This window comes from Ochrobactrum vermis (assembly GCF_002975205.1).
GTDB classification, from domain to species: Bacteria; Pseudomonadota; Alphaproteobacteria; order Rhizobiales; family Rhizobiaceae; genus Brucella; species Brucella vermis.
Genome location: NZ_PCOC01000001.1, coordinates 119,040 through 137,097 on the forward strand (window position 1 = coordinate 119,040; position 18,058 = coordinate 137,097).

Below are 18,058 nucleotides of genomic sequence, written 5' to 3' on the forward strand. Positions count from 1 at the left end.
AGTTAATGATGCTATCGCCGGCATGTTTCGACATGCCGGCTGAAAAAATATCCCCGATATCTCCCATAAAATGAGTAGATTTTTCGAAGTCGTTTCAAATAACGACCGGCTTGTGGCATCCTGTCTTCAAAGAGCTCTGATACTGTCTTGGCCAATGAAACATGGAGGCGGTCATGAAGATATCGAGATTTTCGCTCACCTTGGCAGCATTGGTCGCTGCGGCTTCGCTGGCCGGAACCGTTCAGGCAAGCTTTGCCGATCAGACGCTTCTGAACGTATCCTACGATCCGACGCGTGAGCTCTACAAGGATTACAACGCCGCTTTTGCTGCCCACTGGAAGGCTGAAACCGGGGAAACTGTCACTATTCGCGCTTCCCATGGCGGGTCGGGCAAGCAGGCGCGTTCGGTGATCGACGGCATCAAGGCCGATGTGGTTACGCTGGCGCTTGAAAGCGATATCGATGCCATCGCCCAGCTTTCGGGCAAGATCGACAAGGATTGGCGCAAGCGCCTGCCCAACAATTCGGCTCCCTATACGTCAACCATCGTCTTCCTCGTGCGCAAGGGCAACCCCAAGGGCATCAAGGATTGGGGCGATCTGGTAAAGGACGGCGTCGAGGTCATCACACCGAACCCGAAGACGTCCGGCGGTGCGCGCTGGAATTATCTCGCGGCGTGGGCCTGGGCCCATAAGCAGTACGGTGGTGACGAGCAGAAGATCAAGGATTACATCGGCGAGCTGTTCCGTCACGTGCCTGTGCTCGATACAGGCGCACGCGGCTCGACCACCACTTTCGTGCAGCGTCAGCTCGGCGATGTGCTGCTAGCCTGGGAAAACGAAGCCTATCTTTCGGTCGCGGAATTTGGTGAGGATGCATTCGATATCGTCGTTCCGCCGCAGTCCATTCTGGCTGAACCACCGGTCGCCGTCGTGGACAAGAACGCCGAGGAAAATGGCACCACCAAGCTGGCGCAGGCCTATCTCGAATATCTTTATTCTCCGGAAGGTCAGGCCCTTGCTGCCAAGCATTTCTACCGTCCGTCGAAACCTGATGTCATTCCTGCCGACAAGCAGCGCAAGTTCCCTGACTTGACGCTGGTGACGATCGATGATCCGATTTTCGGCGGATGGGCGAAAGCACAGCCCTATCATTTCGGCGACGGAGGAACGTTCGACCAGATTTACAAGCCGGGAAAATAATCCGGAATTTGAAGGCAATCAGTAAAACAAATACTGAAGAGGGAACAAACCAGCGCATGTCCTCGCTCCCTGCACGGGCCAGAGCAGGGTCGCACTTCAGAAAGCCGAGCGTCATTCCCGGTTTCGGGCTGACGTTCGGCTTCAGTGTTGCCTATCTGACCCTTCTCATTCTCATTCCGCTTGCGGCATTGGTGCTGCGTTCCACCGAAGTCGGGTTTTCCGGTTTCTGGCGTCTCGTCACGGACGAGCGCACATTGAAAGCGCTTGAAACCAGCTTCGGCACCGCTTTCATCGCGGCGCTGGTCAATGTCGTCTTTGGCGTCATCCTTGCCTGGGTTCTGGTACGCTATCGGTTTCCGGGACGACGGTTCGTCGATGCGATCGTCGATATTCCTTTCGCGCTGCCGACTGCAGTGGCCGGTATTGCGCTCGCCGCAATCTATGCGCCGAATGGCTGGATCGGCAGCCTGCTGGCTCCGTTCGGCATTCGCATCGCCTTTTCGCGGGCGGGCATCATTATCGCGCTGATCTTCATCGGCCTGCCCTTCGTGGTGCGCACGGTCCAGCCGATCATGGAGGAAATCAGCCGGGAGGTCGAAGAGGCGGCGGCAACGCTTGGCGCATCCCGGTTCCAGACGATCTGGAGGGTGCTGCTGCCAAGCCTGCAGCCCGCCATTCTGACCGGCTTTGCGCTCGCTTTTGCGCGCGGCGTCGGCGAATATGGCTCGGTTATCTTCATCGCGGGCAATACGCCCTATGTCTCGGAAATTGCGCCGCTTCTGATCGTCATCAAGCTGGAGGAATATGATTATGCCGGGGCGACAGCGCTTGCCACTGTGATGCTGGCGCTTTCCTTCGCGATGCTGCTTTTCATCAATCTCATCCAGTCGTGGACACGGAGGAAATACGGTCATGGCGAATGAACCTGTGTCTTCCGCTCCCCGTAACAGCCGAAGTGCTGTCACCGAAAGTCTGCCGACGCGGATTACGCTGATTGCTTTGGCGCTGGCCTTTCTGGCGCTGTTTCTCATCCTGCCGGTGATTGCGGTCTTCGTGGAAGCCTTCCGCAAGGGGGCGGGTGAGTATCTGGCGGCACTGGTCGAGCCGGATGCCTGGGCCGCGATAAGGCTTACGCTCATGGTTGCGGCCATCGCCGTGCCGCTCAATCTGGTCTTCGGCATCGCGGCGGCATGGGCCATCGCGAAGTTCGAATTCAAGGGCAAGGCCCTGCTGACAACGCTGATCGATCTGCCGTTTTCTGTGTCGCCGGTCATTTCAGGTCTTGTTTTCGTGCTGCTTTTCTCAAGTCACAGCCTGCTCGGGCCGTGGCTGTCGCGGCACGGTATCGAGATATTGTTCGCCGTTCCGGGCATCGTTCTGGCAACGGTGTTCGTCACGTTTCCCTTCGTCGCACGCGAACTGATCCCGCTGATGCAGGAACAGGGAACCGGCGATGAGGAAGCGGCGATTTCGCTCGGCGCCAATGGCTGGCAAGCCTTCCGCTATGTGACGCTGCCCAATATCAAATGGGGGCTGCTTTACGGCGTGCTGCTTTGCAATGCGCGTGCAATGGGCGAGTTCGGCGCTGTTTCCGTTGTCTCTGGACACATTCGCGGTCTCACCAATACGATGCCGCTACATGTGGAAATTCTCTACAACGAATATAATTTCGTCGGTGCATTTGCTGTGGCATCGCTCCTGGCCTTTCTGGCGCTCCTGACACTTGCCATCAAGACCGCATTAGAATTGCGCTATGGCGATGAACTGGCCGGCAGCGGAAACGGGCACTAACATTTGAGTAAACGGTTCGCCGCAAGGCGGCAGAAATAAAGCATGGCCGCGCGGCGGCAGGGGAAAGGATTGGGAATGGAAGTTCGTGTTGCCGGTGTGCGTAAGGAGTTCGCTCGCTTCCCGGCGTTGCATAATGTCTCGCTGGATATTCGTTCCGGCGAGCTGATCGCTTTGCTGGGGCCTTCCGGTTCTGGCAAGACCACGCTTTTGCGCCTGATTGCCGGGCTGGAAACCCCGACCGAGGGAACGATCTTCTTCGGCGACGAGGATGCGTCTCAGAAGAGCGTCCAGGAGCGCAATGTCGGCTTCGTCTTCCAGCATTATGCGCTGTTCCGTCATATGACGGTGGCGGATAATATCGGCTTCGGTCTGAAGGTGCGTCCAAGCGCGACACGTCCGTCGAGTGACGATATTCGCAACCGCGCGCTGGAACTGCTTGATCTCGTCCAGCTGCAGGGACTGGAAAAGCGCTATCCGGCGCAGCTTTCCGGCGGTCAGCGCCAGCGCGTGGCGCTCGCCCGCGCCATGGCGATCGAACCGAAAGTCCTGCTTCTCGACGAACCTTTTGGTGCCCTCGATGCGCTGGTGCGCAAGGAACTGCGCCGCTGGCTGCGCGAAATTCACGACAAGACCGGCCACACGACCGTCTTCGTGACGCACGATCAGGACGAGGCGCTGGAGCTTGCCGACCGTGTGGTGGTGATGAGCCAGGGCCGTATCGAGCAGGTCGGCACGCCGGACGAAGTCTATGACAATCCGAATTCCCCTGGCGTCTATGGCTTCATCGGTGAGTCCAGCGTGCTTCCGGTGCGGGTCGAAAAGGGCGAGATCTGGCTGGTGGATCGCAATATCGGCATCAGGGCCGAAGATGAGGCGGATGGCGACGCGCAGCTCTTCTTCCGTCCGCACGACGTCGAATTGCTGGATGGTTGCGGTGGCTGCATCGCAGGGACAGTGGTGGCAAGTCGCCGTTCGGGCGGCAAGCGGCGCGTGGAACTGGAAGTCGGCGGCGCGCGCGAGAGGGTCGAGATCGAAATTCCAGCCGAACATCCGGCTGCGGAAAAAAGCCGTATCGCTTTTCGCCCGCGTTACTGGAAGCTTTTTCCGGCCACTGAAAACAGCCCGGAAACAGGTTCGCAATCTGGTTCCTGATCGTCACTTTCCGGTGAAGCGAAATACGAGGCCCGGCAGACATGCGGTGATTCCCGCAAGCCTGCCGGGCTTTTCTGTATTGAAGGCCGTGATCCGGGTTGCGATGAAATTTTCCGGCACGTTACCTGCGGTAGTATTATTTTTATTTTCAATATGTTAGGGTTGCAGGAAACGGGGTGTTCCATAACGCAACATTAATGGGCGGAAAGAATTGTGCGTTGCGATTCAAACGGTTTGAAGATCAGCACATTGCGCCGTCGCATTTTGGCCAAATGCGGTCGACATTCAGGGAACCGATCACGGATACTGCCGTTTCCTTGAAATGAAAATTTGGAATAATGTCAGTATCCACCCGCCGCAGAAAACTCATTTCCTTCGGAAAGGCTGTTAAGGCAGATGCCGGAATTGTCTTCTTCGCTCTCCAAATCAACCTCTACCGAGAATAAATCGCCGATGCCGCAATCTTCGATGGAACCCAAATCCAGCGAGCCCGATGCGTCGGGCCGGATTCCGCCTGAACAACCATCCCCGATCCGGGCCCTATACAAAACCGAGGAAGAGCTCGGCGCGCTTGCCGCTGCCGTAGCGCGCGGCGAAGACATTCCGCTGCCAGGCTATATTGCCTTCCCGTTCGATCAGCGCCTGTCCGAGAACGGCAAGCTGATCCTGCATGCCTATCGCGCATCCGATGCCGCGTCGCGTGCGGGGGAAACCATCACGCCAGCCGCTCAATGGCTGCTCGACAACCATTATCAGATCGACAAGAACGTGCAGCAGGCCCGTCGCGACCTGCCGCGCCGCTTCATCCGCCAGCTGCCGCTCTACAAGGCTCCGGTCGAAAAATATGAAGGTATGCCGCGCATCTTCGCGCTGGCCTGGCTTTATGTCGCTCATACGGACAGCAATTTCTCGCTGAAGACGCTGACGGCCATCGTCAAGGGTTTCCAGACTGTCGAACCGCTGAAGATCGGCGAATTGTGGGCGTTGCCGTCTGCGGTGCGCTATTTCCTGATCGAGAATGCACGCCGTCTGGCGCTGCGCGTTGATCGCGCGCGCATTATGCGCAATCTCGCCAATACGGCTGCCGACCGCATCGTGGTCGCTGCCGATGGAACCGAACTGGATTCGGTTCTGGCGCAATATGCCGATGCCGCCCGCGACAGCACGTTCGCGACCCACCTTCTTTATCGCCTGCGTTCCTCATCGACAGACACCACGGCTGCCGCGAGCTGGCTGGAACGGATTCTGGAGCAGGAAGGCAGCAATCCGGAAGACGCCATCGTCGAGGAACATGCCCGCCAGTCCACCGGCGGCGTCACGATGGGCAACGTCATCCGCAGCCTGAAATCCATTGACGACGTGGACTGGGAAACCTGGTTCGAAACCGTCAACGAGGTCGATGCGATCCTGCGCGACCACAGCGATTTCGAGCTGCTGGATTTCCGCTCCCGCAATGCCTATCGCGTGACCATCGAAAAGCTCGCCCGCTATTCGGACATGAGCGAAATCGATATCACCTGGGCAGCGCTCAAGCTGGCCGAGGATGGTCATCGTGCGGAAAAGGCAGGCCATCCCGAGGCGGAAGGCAAGGGCGCGATCGCCTATTACCTTTCCGGAGAAGGCCGCGAGGAACTGGAGAAAGTTTGCGGCTACAAGGCACCCTTCGGCGTCAAGGCGCTGCGCTTCTATCGCGGCCTTGGACTGTTCGGTCTGTTCATTCCAACCGCGATCTTCACGATCCTGATTCTGCTGCTCGTCAATTATTGCATGAGCCGCGCCGGTCTATCGACCGATCTGCGCACGCTGTTCACGCTTCTGGCCGTTTTCCCGGCAATGGATGCGTCCTATTCGCTGTTCAATGCGCTGGTGCCGTGGTTCGTCCAGCCGACACGGCTGATCGGTTTCGAATATAAGGAAGGCTTGCCCGCGGAAGCCTGCACGCTGGTTGCGGTGCCGACCTTCATCACCTCGCGTGATTCCATCGACGAGCAGATCCGCAATCTGGAAGTCCATTATCTCACCAATCCGCGTGGTGAAATCTACTTTGCGCTGGTCAGCGACTGGACCGATGCGAAGCAGGAAATCACGCCTGCGGATATGGAAATCTATGAATATGCCCGCGAGGAAATCGCCAAGCTCAACGAGCACTATACCGGCGACGACCAGCCGCGCTTTTTCCTCCTGCACCGCCGCCGCCTGTTCAACGAGAAACAGAATTGCTGGATGGGGTGGGAGCGCAAGCGCGGCAAGCTGCACGAGCTGAACCTGCTGCTGCGCGGCGATCAGGATACGAGTTTCTTTCCGGCGGACGAGCGCCTGCCGAAGGAAATCAAATATGTGATGACGCTGGACGCCGATACGCGTCTGACGCCGGAATCCGTCACGCATCTGGCCGGCAAGCTCAGCCATCCGCTGAACCGTCCCGTCATCGATGACAAGACCGGCAAGGTCGTGCGTGGTTACGGTATTCTCCAGCCGCGCGTCACGCCGTCGCTCACCACTGGCGACGAGGCGTCGTTCCTGCAGCGCGTCTTCTCGGTCAATCGCGGTATCGACCCTTACGTCTTTGCGGTGTCCGACACCTATCAGGATCTGCTTGGCGAAGGCACCTTCACCGGCAAGGGGCTTTACGACATCGACGCTTTCGAGGCGGCGTTGAAGGGCCGAGTGCCGGAAAACACGCTTCTCAGCCACGATCTTCTTGAAGGCGGCTATGCGCGTGCGGCACTGGTCAGCGACGTCGAAGTGGTCGAGGATTATCCGACCGGCTACAATGTCGACGTGTCGCGCCACCATCGCTGGGCACGCGGCGACTGGCAGCTTCTGCCATGGCTGTTTTCGGCGAGCCGTGGCGTCAGCCACATCACGCGCTGGAAGATGGTCGACAATCTGCGCCGCTCGCTCAATCCGATCCTGTGGCTGATTGCAGCCGTCGTTGGCTGGAGCGTGTTGCCGATCGGGCCTGCTGCCGTCTGGCAGGGCTTCCTTATTCTCTCCATGTTCGTCGCGCCGACATTCGGCATTGTTACCAATCTCATTCCATCGAACATGGACTATTCGCTGAAAGGTCATGCGCAGTCGGTGCTGACCGACATCGCACTTGGCACGGCTGACGTGGCGCTGCGCACCACCTTCATCGCCCACTCGGCATTCCTGATGGCCGATGCCATTGCGCGCACCGTCTATCGCCTGTTCGTTTCGCACCGCAATCTTCTGGAATGGCGCACGGCGGCGCAGGCGAGAACCTCTCCCGATACGTTGCTGTTCTATTTCCAGCTCATGTGGCCCGCCATAGCCATTGCGGGGCTGGCGATCCTCTTTCCGCTTGCCGCCCAAAGCCATGCGGCAATGATTGCGGCACCTTTTGCCGTCATCTGGTTTGCCTCGCCGCTGATTGCATGGCTGGTCAGCCGTTCTGCCAAGCCGCAGGACACGCTGGAAGTGCTTTCTTCCGACAAGTCCGATCTGCGCCGCTATGCGCGCCGGACCTGGCGTTACTTTGCCGAATTTGCAAATGAAGAAAACCATCATCTGCCGCCGGACAACTTCCAGGAGGATCCGGCGCCGATTGTCGCGCAACGCACGTCGCCGACCAATATCGGTGTCTATCTCCTGTCCGTCGTCGCCGCACGGGACTTCGGCTGGATTGGCTTCGGTGAAACGCTGGATCGCGTCGGGGCGACCGTCGATACGCTCGAGAAGATGGAGAAGTATCAGGGCCATCTCTACAACTGGTACGAGACCAACACGCTGACGCCGATGCGTCCGCTCTACGTCTCGGCGGTCGATAGCGGTAATCTTGCCGGGCATCTCGTCACCCTGTCGTCGGCACTGGAAGAATGGGCGGAAGCGCCGTCTGTCTACATGCAGGGCGATCTCGACGGCATTCTCGATGTCAACGACATTCTGGAAGAGACAATCGCGAAAATCCCCGATGACCGCCGGATCCTGCGTCCGTTGCGCCGTCGTCTGGAAGAGCGGATTGCCAATTTCCGTCGCGCCGTGATTTCCATCAAGGATGAGCCGGAAACGGCCTCCTTCCGCACGATCAACCTGTCGCTGTTCGCAACCGATATTGTTCGCCTGATGGACGAACTTGATGGCGAAATCGAAACACCGGCAAGTGCTGAAGCCGTGGAATGGGCGCGCATTCTGGTCGATACCTGCAAGGCGCATACCGATGATTCCATCGGCGAGCATGACACGGATGCGCTGCGTGAGCGTCTGCGTGATCTTGCTACCCGCTCGCGCCAGCTCGCATTCGACATGCAGTTCGGTTTCCTTGAACGGAAAGAACGTCGCCTTCTTTCTATCGGGTTCCGCGTGCAGGAAAACGAACTGGACGAAAGCTGCTACGATCTTCTGGCGTCGGAAGCACGTCTGGCGAGCCTGTTCGCCATTGCCAAGGGCGACGTGCCGGTCGAACATTGGTTCAAGCTTGGCCGCCTTCTGGTGCCGGTTGGCTGGAAGGGCGCTCTGCTCTCCTGGTCCGGCTCGATGTTCGAATATCTGATGCCGCCGCTGGTCATGTCCGAGCCGCTCGGTTCGCTGCTCGACCAGACCAACAAGCTCGTGGTGCAGCGCCAGATCGACTATGCGACCTCGCGCGGTCTGCCATGGGGTATTTCGGAAGCGGCGTTCAATGCGCGCGACGCGCATATGAACTACCAGTATTCCAACTTCGGTGTGCCGAATCTCGGCCTGCAGCGCGGCCTGTCGCGCAATGCGGTTATCGCACCCTATGCGAGCCTGCTTGCCGCGCAGTATCAGCCTGCGGCAGCCGTCGCAAACCTGAAGCGCCTTGCCAAGCTCGGCGCGCTCGGACGCTATGGCTTCCACGATTCGGTGGACTTCACGCCGTCGCGTGTTCGCGAAGGCGAACTCTGCGCAGTGGTGAAGAACTATTACGCCCACCATCATGGCATGGCGATCATCGCGGTCAACAACGTGATCTTCGAAGGCCGGATGCGCGAGCGTTTCCACTCCGATCCGGTGATCGAGGCTGCCGAACTGCTGCTGCAGGAAAAGGCACCGCGCGAAATCCCGATGATCTACGCCAAGACGGAAAATCCGATGCGCGTGGATTCCGGCGGCTTCGACGATGCGCCGATGCGGATCGTCGACAAGCCGTTCAAGGCACCGCGCACCACGCATATGATGTCGAACGGCCAATATGCGTTGATGGTGACGGCCAATGGCTCGGGCTATAGCCGCTGGCACAATTGGGACGTCACCCGCTTCCATGCCGACGCCTCGGAAGACCTTCAGGGTACGTTCCTGTTCCTGCGCGACATGGAAAGCGGCTATTGGTGGTCGGCGACCGGCGAGCCGGTCCGCAATCCGGAAGAAGAAACCAAGACGGTCTTCACCGAGGACAAGGCGGAATTCTACAAGACCGCCGGTGATATCAAGACCGTCATGGAAGTGATTGTGTCGTCGGAGTCCGACGGTGAAGGCCGCAGGCTCGACATCATCAACACGTCTGCCCGCGACCGTATGATCGAGGTTACCTCCTATGCGGAGCTGGTGCTGACCGATAGCGACAGCGATGCCGCCCATCCGGCCTTTGCCAAGATGTTCGTGGAAACCGAAATCTCCGATAACGGTTCCACCATCTATGCCAAGCGCCGCAAGCGCGCGCCGTCCGATCCGGATATTCACGTTGCGCATTTCGTGACCGATCTTTCCGGCTCGATCCGCGAAACGGAAGTCGAAACTGACCGCCGCGCCTTTGTCGGGCGTGGCCGCAGCTTGCGCGATGCGGCGGCCTTCGATCCGGGTGCCAAATTCACCGGCAGCCAGGGCTGCGTACTCGACCCGATTGCATCGGTGCGCACACGTGTCCGTGTTCCGGCGCACAAGAAGGTGAGCCTCGTTTTCTGGACCTTCGCAGGCGGTAGCCGCGATGCGGTGGAGCATGCCGTGGCGCTTCATCGCCACCCCGAAACCTTCGCCCGCGAATATTCGCTGTCGTGGACCAGTTCGCAGGTGCAGCTCTACCATATCGGTATCAAGCCTGCGGAAGCAGCCGATTATCAGAAGGTTGCCGCCTATCTGCTCTATCCCGAGCGGACGCTGCGCCAGCCGCCGGAAACCATCGCCAGCGGCCTCGGCAAGCAGTCCGATCTGTGGCCGATGTCGATTTCCGGCGACTATCCGATCTTTGCGCTGCGCATCGATAACGAGGCTGATCTTGACGTATTGCGCGGTGTGCTGCGCGCGCAGGAATACTGGCGCAGCAAGGGCCTCACGGTCGATGTCGTGGCGGTTAACGAGCGTGCCTTCTCCTATGCGCAGGACACCCAGCGCGCCATCGACTGGATCGTTGAAGGTTTCCGGGCCCGTGGCGGCGGTCAGCCGCACATCTTCGCGGTTCGTCGTGACCAGATGAGCGACGAAAGCTACAACACGCTGCTCGCTTCGGCCCGCATCGTCATGCATGCGCAGAACGGCTCGCTGGCCGAACAACTGCGCCGCAGCGAGGAAATTACCGTCGATCTGGCGGCACGTGATGCCAAAACCGCAATTGCCGGTCAGGCGTCCGGCCAGAATATCAGTGCCGCAGGACTGGCACCTGTCGCCATCGAGCGCGGAACGGAAGAACGCCGCCCGTTGCTTACACCGGCGGTCAAGCCGGCACCGGGGCATCCTGCTCCGACCGGTGACGATCTCCGCTTCTGGAACGGCTATGGTGGCTTTGCCGAGGATGGCAGCTATGTGGTGCGCATCAACAACCGCACCACCACGCCGCATCCGTGGATCAATGTGATCGCCAATCCGAATTTCGGTTTCCATGTCTCGGCGGAAGGTTCGGCCTTCACCTGGGCAGGCAACAGCCGCGATTACCAGCTCACCCCATGGGCGAACGATCCGGTCACGAACCGTCCGGGCGAGGCGATCTATATTCTCGACCGTGAAACGGGCCGCACCTTTGCGCCGACGGCAAGCGTGCTGCGCGACGAGGCGGCGACCTATGAAGCGCGCCATGGCCACGGCTATTCGAGCTTCGGGGCACAGCATGGCGAGCTGGCGCTCGATCTCACCCACATCGTGGATGCGGACAAGCCGGTGCGCCTGTCGCGCCTTACCATCACCAATAACGGGCGCTCCAAGCGCAAGCTGCGCGTCTATGGTTATGTCGAATGGGTGCTGGGCAGTGCCCGGTCCAAGAATGTGCCTTTCATCGTACCGTCGCAGGACGAGGAACTGGGCGCGCTCTTTGCGGGCAATCCGTATCATCCGGACAAGTCCGGGCAGATCGCCTTCTTTGCAGCAACCGAGAAGCCGCAATCCGTCACGGCCGACCGCAGCGAGTTCATCGGCACCACCGGTTCGGTGGACAAGCCGGAGATCGTTCTGGCTGGCAAGGCGCTTTCGGGTACGGTCGAAGCAGGGCGCGATCCATGTGCCGCGCTCGCTCTCGATATCGAGGTGGGTCCAGGCGAAGCGCGTGAACTTGTCTTCCTGCTCGGCAATGCTGCCGATCAGAGACAGGCAAAGGCTCTGATCGCCGAGACCCGCAAGGCTTCGTTCGGCGACAAGCTTGCTGCCGCCAAGCGCCAGTGGGAAGGTCTGTTCGACCGCGTTCAGGTGAAAACGCCAGACCCGGCTTTCGACCTTCTGGTCAATGGCTGGCTGCCCTATCAGGCAATTGCCTGCCGTATCTGGGCACGTGCTGCCTTCTATCAGGCAAGTGGTGCGTTCGGCTTCCGTGATCAGTTGCAGGACACGCTGTCGCTGCTTCTCATCGATCCGACGCTTGCCCGTGCGCAGATCCTCAATGCCGCATCGCGCCAGTTTCCGGAAGGCGATGTCCAGCATTGGTGGCTACCGGCAACGGGAGCGGGTGTTCGCACGCTGATCTCGGACGATGTTGTCTGGCTTGGCTATGGCGCTTCGCTTTATGTCGAGACGACGGGCGACCGTGCGATCCTCGATGAAAAGCTGCCGTTCCTCGAAGGACGCAAGCTGGAAGAGGGCGAACATGACGCCTTCTATCAGCCGGAAATCTCCGAGCACACGGCAAGCCTCTATGAGCATTGCGCCCTGGCGCTCGATCTTGCTGTCGAGCGGACCGGCAAGCACGGCCTGCCGCTGATCCTGGGCGGCGACTGGAATGACGGCATGAATCTTGTTGGCGTGAAGGGCGAGGGCGAGAGTGTGTGGCTCGGCTGGTTCCTCGCCTATACGCTGGGCAAGTTCATCCCGATTGCCGAAGCGCGCAAGGACAAGAAGCGCGTCGATATCTGGAAAGCCCATCTGGAAAGCCTGACGGCCGCACTCGACCGCGATGGCTGGGATGGCCAGTGGTATCGCCGCGGTTTCTACGATAACGGCGCGCCGCTCGGCTCGAAGGACAGCGATGAATGCCAGATCGACGCCATTGCGCAGTCGTGGAGCGTGCTGTCCGGCGTTGCCGATCCGAAACGCGCCGAACAGGCGATGGCCTCGCTCGAAAAATACCTGCTGGATGACGAAGGCGAATTGCTGCGTCTCTTCACGCCGCCTTTCGACGTGACCATTCAGGAGCCGGGTTACATCAAGGGCTATCCGCCGGGCGTTCGCGAGAATGGCGGCCAGTATACCCATGGTGCGACCTGGGCCATCATGGCGCTTGCCCGTATGGGCAAGACAGCAGAAGCATGGCGCTTGTTCTCGCTGATCAGCCCGGTCAGCCATGGCCGCAACCCGGATGTCTACCGTGTGGAGCCCTATGTGATCGCAGCCGACATCTATTCCGTCGAGCCGCGTCGCGGACAGGGCGGCTGGACCTGGTATACGGGTTCCGCTGGCTGGTTCTACCGCGTTGCGACGGAGGGTATCCTCGGCGTCACCAAACGTGGTGACAGGCTGCATCTCGACCCGGCCTTGCCGCCGGAATGGGACGGCTATGAAGCAGAGCTCCGCTTCGGCGAAGCGCTTTATCGCGTGAAGGTCGTGGCCGGTGCTAAAGACAAGGCCGTAAAGCTCAATGGCCGCAAGGTTAGCAAGCCGGATGAAGGTGTGCCGATCAAACCTGATGGCGAACACGAAATCATCGTAGAGCTTCCCAAACAGAAGTGAACCGATTAAAAAGGCGGGTGAAAACCCGCCTTTTGCACGACCCGGCCAAGTAAAGCCGGTCACCTGTGCTATCGGAAACATGATTTTTTTTCTGGAGGCCGTCATGGCCAAGACTGATATTGCGCGCCGCGTCTATAACCACGCATGGAAGCTCGATCCCATTGTCCGCAGCCTTCTGGATACGGATTTCTACAAGCTTCTGATGCTGCAGATGATCTGGGGCCTTTACCCCAAGGTGGACGCAACCTTCTCGCTCATCAACCGCACGACCTCGGTGCGCCTTGCCGATGAAATCGACGAGGGGGAATTGCGTGCGCAGCTCGATCATGCCCGTACGCTGCGTTTCTCCAAGAAGGAGATGATCTGGCTGGCGGGTAACAGTTTCTATGGCCGTAAGCAGATTTTCCAGCCCGAATTCTTGAACTGGCTGCACGATTTCCAGTTGCCGGAATATGACCTGCGCCGCAAAGACGGCCAGTACGAGCTGCATTTCCATGGCGCCTGGTCGCACACGACCATGTGGGAAATTCCCGCACTTGCCATTATCAACGAATTGCGGTCGCGCGCGGCGATGAAAAACCTCGGGCCATTCTCGCTCGACGTGCTTTATGCCCGCGCCAAGGCGAAGATGTGGAGCAAGGTCGAACGCTTGCGCCAGCTTCCGGGTCTGAAGATTTCCGACTTCGGCACGCGCCGCCGCCATTCCTTCCTGTGGCAGCGCTGGTGCGTCGAAGCGCTGAAGGAAGGTATCGGCGATGCCTTTACCGGCACCAGCAACGTGTTGCTCGCCATGGATACAGATCTTGAAGCGCTCGGCACCAATGCGCATGAATTGCCGATGGTGCTGGCCGCGCTCGCCAAGACTGACGACGAACTGCGCTCTGCGCCCTATCGCGTGCTGCAGGACTGGAACCGTTACTATGGCGGCAATCTTCTGATTGTGCTGCCCGATGCCTTCGGCACTGCTGCCTTCCTGCGCAGCGCCCCGGACTGGGTTGCAGACTGGACGGGTTTCCGCCCTGACAGCGCCCCGCCCATCGAAGGCGGCGAGCGCATCATCGAGTGGTGGAAGTCACGCGGCAAGGATCCGCGCGAAAAGCTTCTGATCTTTTCCGATGCGCTCGATGTGGACACGATCGAGGAGACCTATCGCCACTTCGAAGGGCGTGTGCGCATGAGCTTCGGCTGGGGCACCAACCTCACCAATGATTTTGCGGGCTGTGCCCCGAAGGAAATCGAAGGGCTGAATGCGATTTCGCTGGTTTGCAAGGTGACGGATGCCAACGGCCATCCGGCGGTCAAGCTTTCCGACAACCCACAGAAAGCGACCGGCGATCCCAAGGAAGTGGCGCGTTATCTCAAGTTCTTCGGAAATGAAGAACGTGTGGACCAGCTCGTCCGCGTGTGACGAGCTGTAGCGCTGTTTATTCCATCAGTCGTGCGGTGCCGGAAACGCGGATAGAGCCGCCGCGCTCATTGCCGATCTGCGCACGCAGGTGTGATGGGCTACCCATATCCTCACCCTGAAAGACCTCGATCTCGCCGCCATGCGGCCAGCCGCTGTCACGCAGATAGGCGGCAAAGGCTGCCGTGGCCGCACCTGTGGCCGGGTCTTCATAAACCCCGCCCGATGCAAACGGGTTGCGGCTGTGGAAGCGCTTCGGCGTCTCGGAATAGATGAGCAGGATTGTCGTCCAGCCCTGCCGATTCATCAGGATGCGCCCGCGCGCCATGTCGTAATGCATCGAAGCCAGCTTTTCGCGTGAGCGAAGCGGAAGCACGATATGGTCTGCCCCGGCATGGATCAGAGCCGGTGCAAGGCCGGGCGCGAGGTCGTCCTTTTCGAAACTGAACAGCGCCAGCGCCTGTTCCACTTCCGCATCGTTGGCGGCGCGCTGGCGCGTCGGCGGCGATTGCAGGCTGGCCGCAAACAGCTCGCCTTCCTTGCGTCCTTCGACGCTGATATCGCTATTGTTGAGCTTGAGGGCGAAACGACCGTCGCCCATACGCATGGCCAACGCAGCGCCGAGAGCAATGGTGGCATGGCCGCAGAACGGGACTTCCATTTCCGGCGCAAAATAACGAACGCGCCAGCTATCGCCGTCAGGCGCGGCAAAGGCTGTTTCGGAAAAGCCGACGTCCTTTGCGATTTTCTGCATATCTTGCGGGGAGGGCAGGCGGTCGGCGATCAACACTCCAGCGGGATTGCCACCCTGATTGCCTTGCGAAAAGGCTGCAATACGCAACACGTCCAATGGTTTCTCCTCGCCAGTCTGATTCGTGTCCCGCCCACCCCTATAGAAAGCGTGAAATGTGGCCGGTCAAGCAGTCTGTCGGCCAGTGTGGCGAATCCGAAATTCGCATCACTTAGGAGCAGCGCCGTGAACGTACTTCAAATCCACCACACTAGCGGAGACTATCAACAGCATAGGCCGCTCCATTTCCTCCGACAGTGCCGGCCATGCCGCGATCTGTTCTGGCGACGGGTGCCATTCCTCCAGCCGGTTGATGGCAAATCCGGCTTCGATCAGCGCATTGACGGTCGTGCTGAGACGGCGGTGATATTTGATGACGCCCTCTGCCAGCCAGTCAGTTCGCCGCTCGCCTTCCACCGCATAATGATCGACCGGCCAGCGCTTCTGGCCATTGCCTTCTTCGATCCAGCCAGGCGCAAGCGGCGCCATGAAGACCGGATGCTCGATCGTGAATACGAACCGGCCTTGGGCCCGCAACGCTGAATGGATCGAGGTCAAAAGGCGCGGGAGGTCGCGGATATAGTGAAAGGCCAGCGAGCTATAGACGAGATCGAAACTGGATTTCGGCAGCTCCAGTTCTTCCATGTCTGCCTGGATGTAGTGAACGGCGTCGTCCCGAGTGTCGTGGCGGGCGCGTTCGAGCATGTTCTCCGAAAGATCGTAGCCAGTGACTGAGGCAGCCCCCTGTTCGCGGGCGAAGCGGCAAAACCAGCCAAAACCGCAACCGAGATCGGCAACATCACGACCGGTCAGATCGGGTAGAAGGGAGCGGACAAAGGGCCATTCCGGTGCGCCTTCCAGCCCATGTACCGAGCGCGGCAACTGGCTGTAAGCGGTGAAGAAATCATCACGATCATAAATATTCTGGGCCATGGTCTATCGTTCGGTCAGCGCAAGTTTTGCCCCGAGCGCGACGAAGGCGGCAGCAAAGCTGCGGCGCATCCATGCAAGAACGGCAGGGCGCGAGATGATCTGGTTACGGACGGCAGCGGCGAAAACACCGTAGATAGCAAACACCACGAATGTCATGGCCATGAAGACGAGAGACAGTTCCACCATGCGGGCCACCGTTCCACCCTGCTGCGTATTCACGAATTGCGGCAGGAAGGCGAAGAAGAATATCGACAGTTTGGGATTCAGCAGATTGACGAGGATCGCCGACCAGATGACCTCGCGGTCCGAACGCGGTGCCTCGTCGGTCTCGATCTTCAGCGTGCCGTGTTCCTTGAGCGTCATCCACGCCATATAGAGCAGATAGGCGACGCCAGCATATTTGATGATTTCAAAAGCCAGTGCGCTGGCATGGAGCAGAGCTGCGAGCCCGGTCACGGCTGCCAGCATATGCGGCACGATGCCGAGCGTGCAGCCGAGCGCGGCAATGACCGAAGCCCGTGCACCACGGGAAAGCCCTGCCGCAAGCGTCACCAGTACGCCAGTGCCCGGAGACGCAACAATGATGAAGGATGTCAGCAGAAATTCGATGCTCATGATGCGTCAGCTTTCTTTTGCGCATTATCCTAAGCAGAACCGCTTCGCACTTTTGCTGGAAATGCCCGTACTGGAAATGCCAGTACTGGAAATGCATGTGCACGCATCATGTCACGGCTTTGCCGTGCGTCAATCCTTCATCTCATGCGCCCATGGTGGGTTTGCACCTGCACGCGAGACGGTCACAGCAGCAGCCCGGACGCCGAGCGCGACAGCGGAATGGATCTGGTCTTCGGTCAGTTCGACAAGCGCGTCCTTGTCGAGAAGGCCCTGATTGTGAAGGCTGGCAAGAATGCCGGCATTGACTGTGTCGCCTGCGCCAACGGTGTCGACCACGTCCACTTTCACACCGGGTACGCGTACGGTTGCCTTGGCCGTATAGGCGTCGGCGCCATGCGCACCCTTGGTGATGACCACCAGTTTCGGTCCAAGCTTCAACCATTCAGCAGCGATTTCGTCATGGCTGCCCTTTTCACCAAACCAGGCGAGGTCTTCGTCCGAGAGCTTCACGATATCGGCAAGCGCGATCATGCGCTTCATGCGGTGCAGATGTTTTTCGCGGTCGGTGATGAAGCCTGCACGGATATTCGGGTCGAGGAACATGACCCGTCTTGGTGCCTCGCGGGTCATCAGCGCTTCATAGACACTGCCGCACGGTTCGGAAATCAGGCTGATGCAGCCGAACAGCATGGCGTCAATGGCGTCGTCGACATAGGGCATGTCGCTCTCGGTCAGCATGCGGCCCGCAGTGTTTTCATCATAGAAGGCGTAACGTGCCTGTCCGTCGACCAGACGCACGAAAGCCAGTGTCGTCGGGCGGTCTGAGATTGCGGCAAAGGAATAATCGACGTTGGATCGGGCCAGATTATCGCGCAGCACTTCGCCGAAAAAATCAGACGAAATACCCGAAAAGAAACCGGTTGGAACGTCGAGGCGTCCAAGCGCGATGGCCGTGTTGAAGACGGAGCCGCCCGCGAAAGGCTGAAACGCGGTCTCCCCCGCCGCAGTTTCGCGTGGCAGCATGTCGATCAGGGATTCACCGCAGCAAAGGATCATGAACACGCAACTCAATTGTTAAATCGATTAAAACAGACATAAGCACAAAAG

At 59.3% G+C, this 18,058-nt stretch carries 10 protein-coding genes; 6 read left to right on the forward strand and 4 right to left on the reverse strand.

Annotated elements, in window-relative coordinates; translation table 11 throughout:
• Window positions 1-173 precede the first annotated feature (173 nt).
• The 6 genes from CQZ93_RS00600 (at window position 174) to pncB (ending at window position 14,616) form a co-directional block, all read left to right on the forward strand.
• The gene (locus CQZ93_RS00600) at window positions 174-1,202 is read left to right on the forward strand and encodes a sulfate ABC transporter substrate-binding protein (protein ID WP_105540856.1); all 1,029 of its coding nucleotides are present in this window, start codon (window positions 174-176) and stop codon (window positions 1,200-1,202) included.
• Window positions 1,203-1,258: 56 nt separating this feature from the next.
• Window positions 1,259-2,125, forward strand: coding sequence for a sulfate ABC transporter permease subunit CysT (gene cysT / locus CQZ93_RS00605; RefSeq protein WP_010657957.1), 867 nt, complete (start codon window positions 1,259-1,261; stop codon window positions 2,123-2,125).
• Complete coding sequence (gene cysW, locus CQZ93_RS00610; RefSeq protein ID WP_105540857.1) at window positions 2,115-2,993, forward strand: sulfate ABC transporter permease subunit CysW; 879 nt, start codon at window positions 2,115-2,117, stop codon at window positions 2,991-2,993. The genes cysT and cysW overlap by 11 nt, the downstream gene beginning before the upstream one ends.
• Before the next feature lie 75 nt (window positions 2,994-3,068).
• The gene (locus CQZ93_RS00615; protein ID WP_105540858.1) at window positions 3,069-4,145 is read left to right on the forward strand and encodes a sulfate/molybdate ABC transporter ATP-binding protein; all 1,077 of its coding nucleotides are present in this window, start codon (window positions 3,069-3,071) and stop codon (window positions 4,143-4,145) included.
• A gap of 396 nt (window positions 4,146-4,541) precedes the next feature.
• Window positions 4,542-13,208 (forward strand): glycoside hydrolase family 94 protein, encoded by an 8,667-nt coding sequence (locus CQZ93_RS00620; RefSeq protein WP_105540859.1) that lies wholly within the window; start codon window positions 4,542-4,544, stop codon window positions 13,206-13,208.
• A gap of 103 nt (window positions 13,209-13,311) precedes the next feature.
• Complete coding sequence (pncB, locus tag CQZ93_RS00625) at window positions 13,312-14,616, forward strand: nicotinate phosphoribosyltransferase (protein WP_105543119.1); 1,305 nt, start codon at window positions 13,312-13,314, stop codon at window positions 14,614-14,616.
• A gap of 16 nt (window positions 14,617-14,632) precedes the next feature.
• On the opposite strand, the gene CQZ93_RS00630 is transcribed toward pncB, so the two are convergent.
• The 4 genes from CQZ93_RS00630 to CQZ93_RS00645 all read right to left on the reverse strand — a co-directional run bounded on the left by CQZ93_RS00630 (window position 14,633) and on the right by CQZ93_RS00645 (window position 18,007).
• The gene (locus CQZ93_RS00630; protein ID WP_105540860.1) at window positions 14,633-15,463 is read right to left on the reverse strand and encodes a PhzF family phenazine biosynthesis protein; all 831 of its coding nucleotides are present in this window, start codon (window positions 15,461-15,463) and stop codon (window positions 14,633-14,635) included.
• Between the two features lie 108 nt (window positions 15,464-15,571).
• Window positions 15,572-16,336: a class I SAM-dependent methyltransferase gene (locus tag CQZ93_RS00635; protein WP_105540861.1), complete on the reverse strand. Its 765-nt coding sequence runs from the start codon at window positions 16,334-16,336 to the stop codon at window positions 15,572-15,574.
• 3 nt (window positions 16,337-16,339) lie between these two features.
• A complete protein-coding gene (locus CQZ93_RS00640) occupies window positions 16,340-16,951 on the reverse strand; it encodes a LysE family translocator (RefSeq protein ID WP_105540862.1) in 612 nt (203 codons plus the stop codon).
• Window positions 16,952-17,080: 129 nt separating this feature from the next.
• Window positions 17,081-18,007: a carbohydrate kinase family protein gene (locus CQZ93_RS00645; RefSeq protein WP_105540863.1), complete on the reverse strand. Its 927-nt coding sequence runs from the start codon at window positions 18,005-18,007 to the stop codon at window positions 17,081-17,083.
• Between the last annotated feature and the right edge of the window lie 51 nt (window positions 18,008-18,058).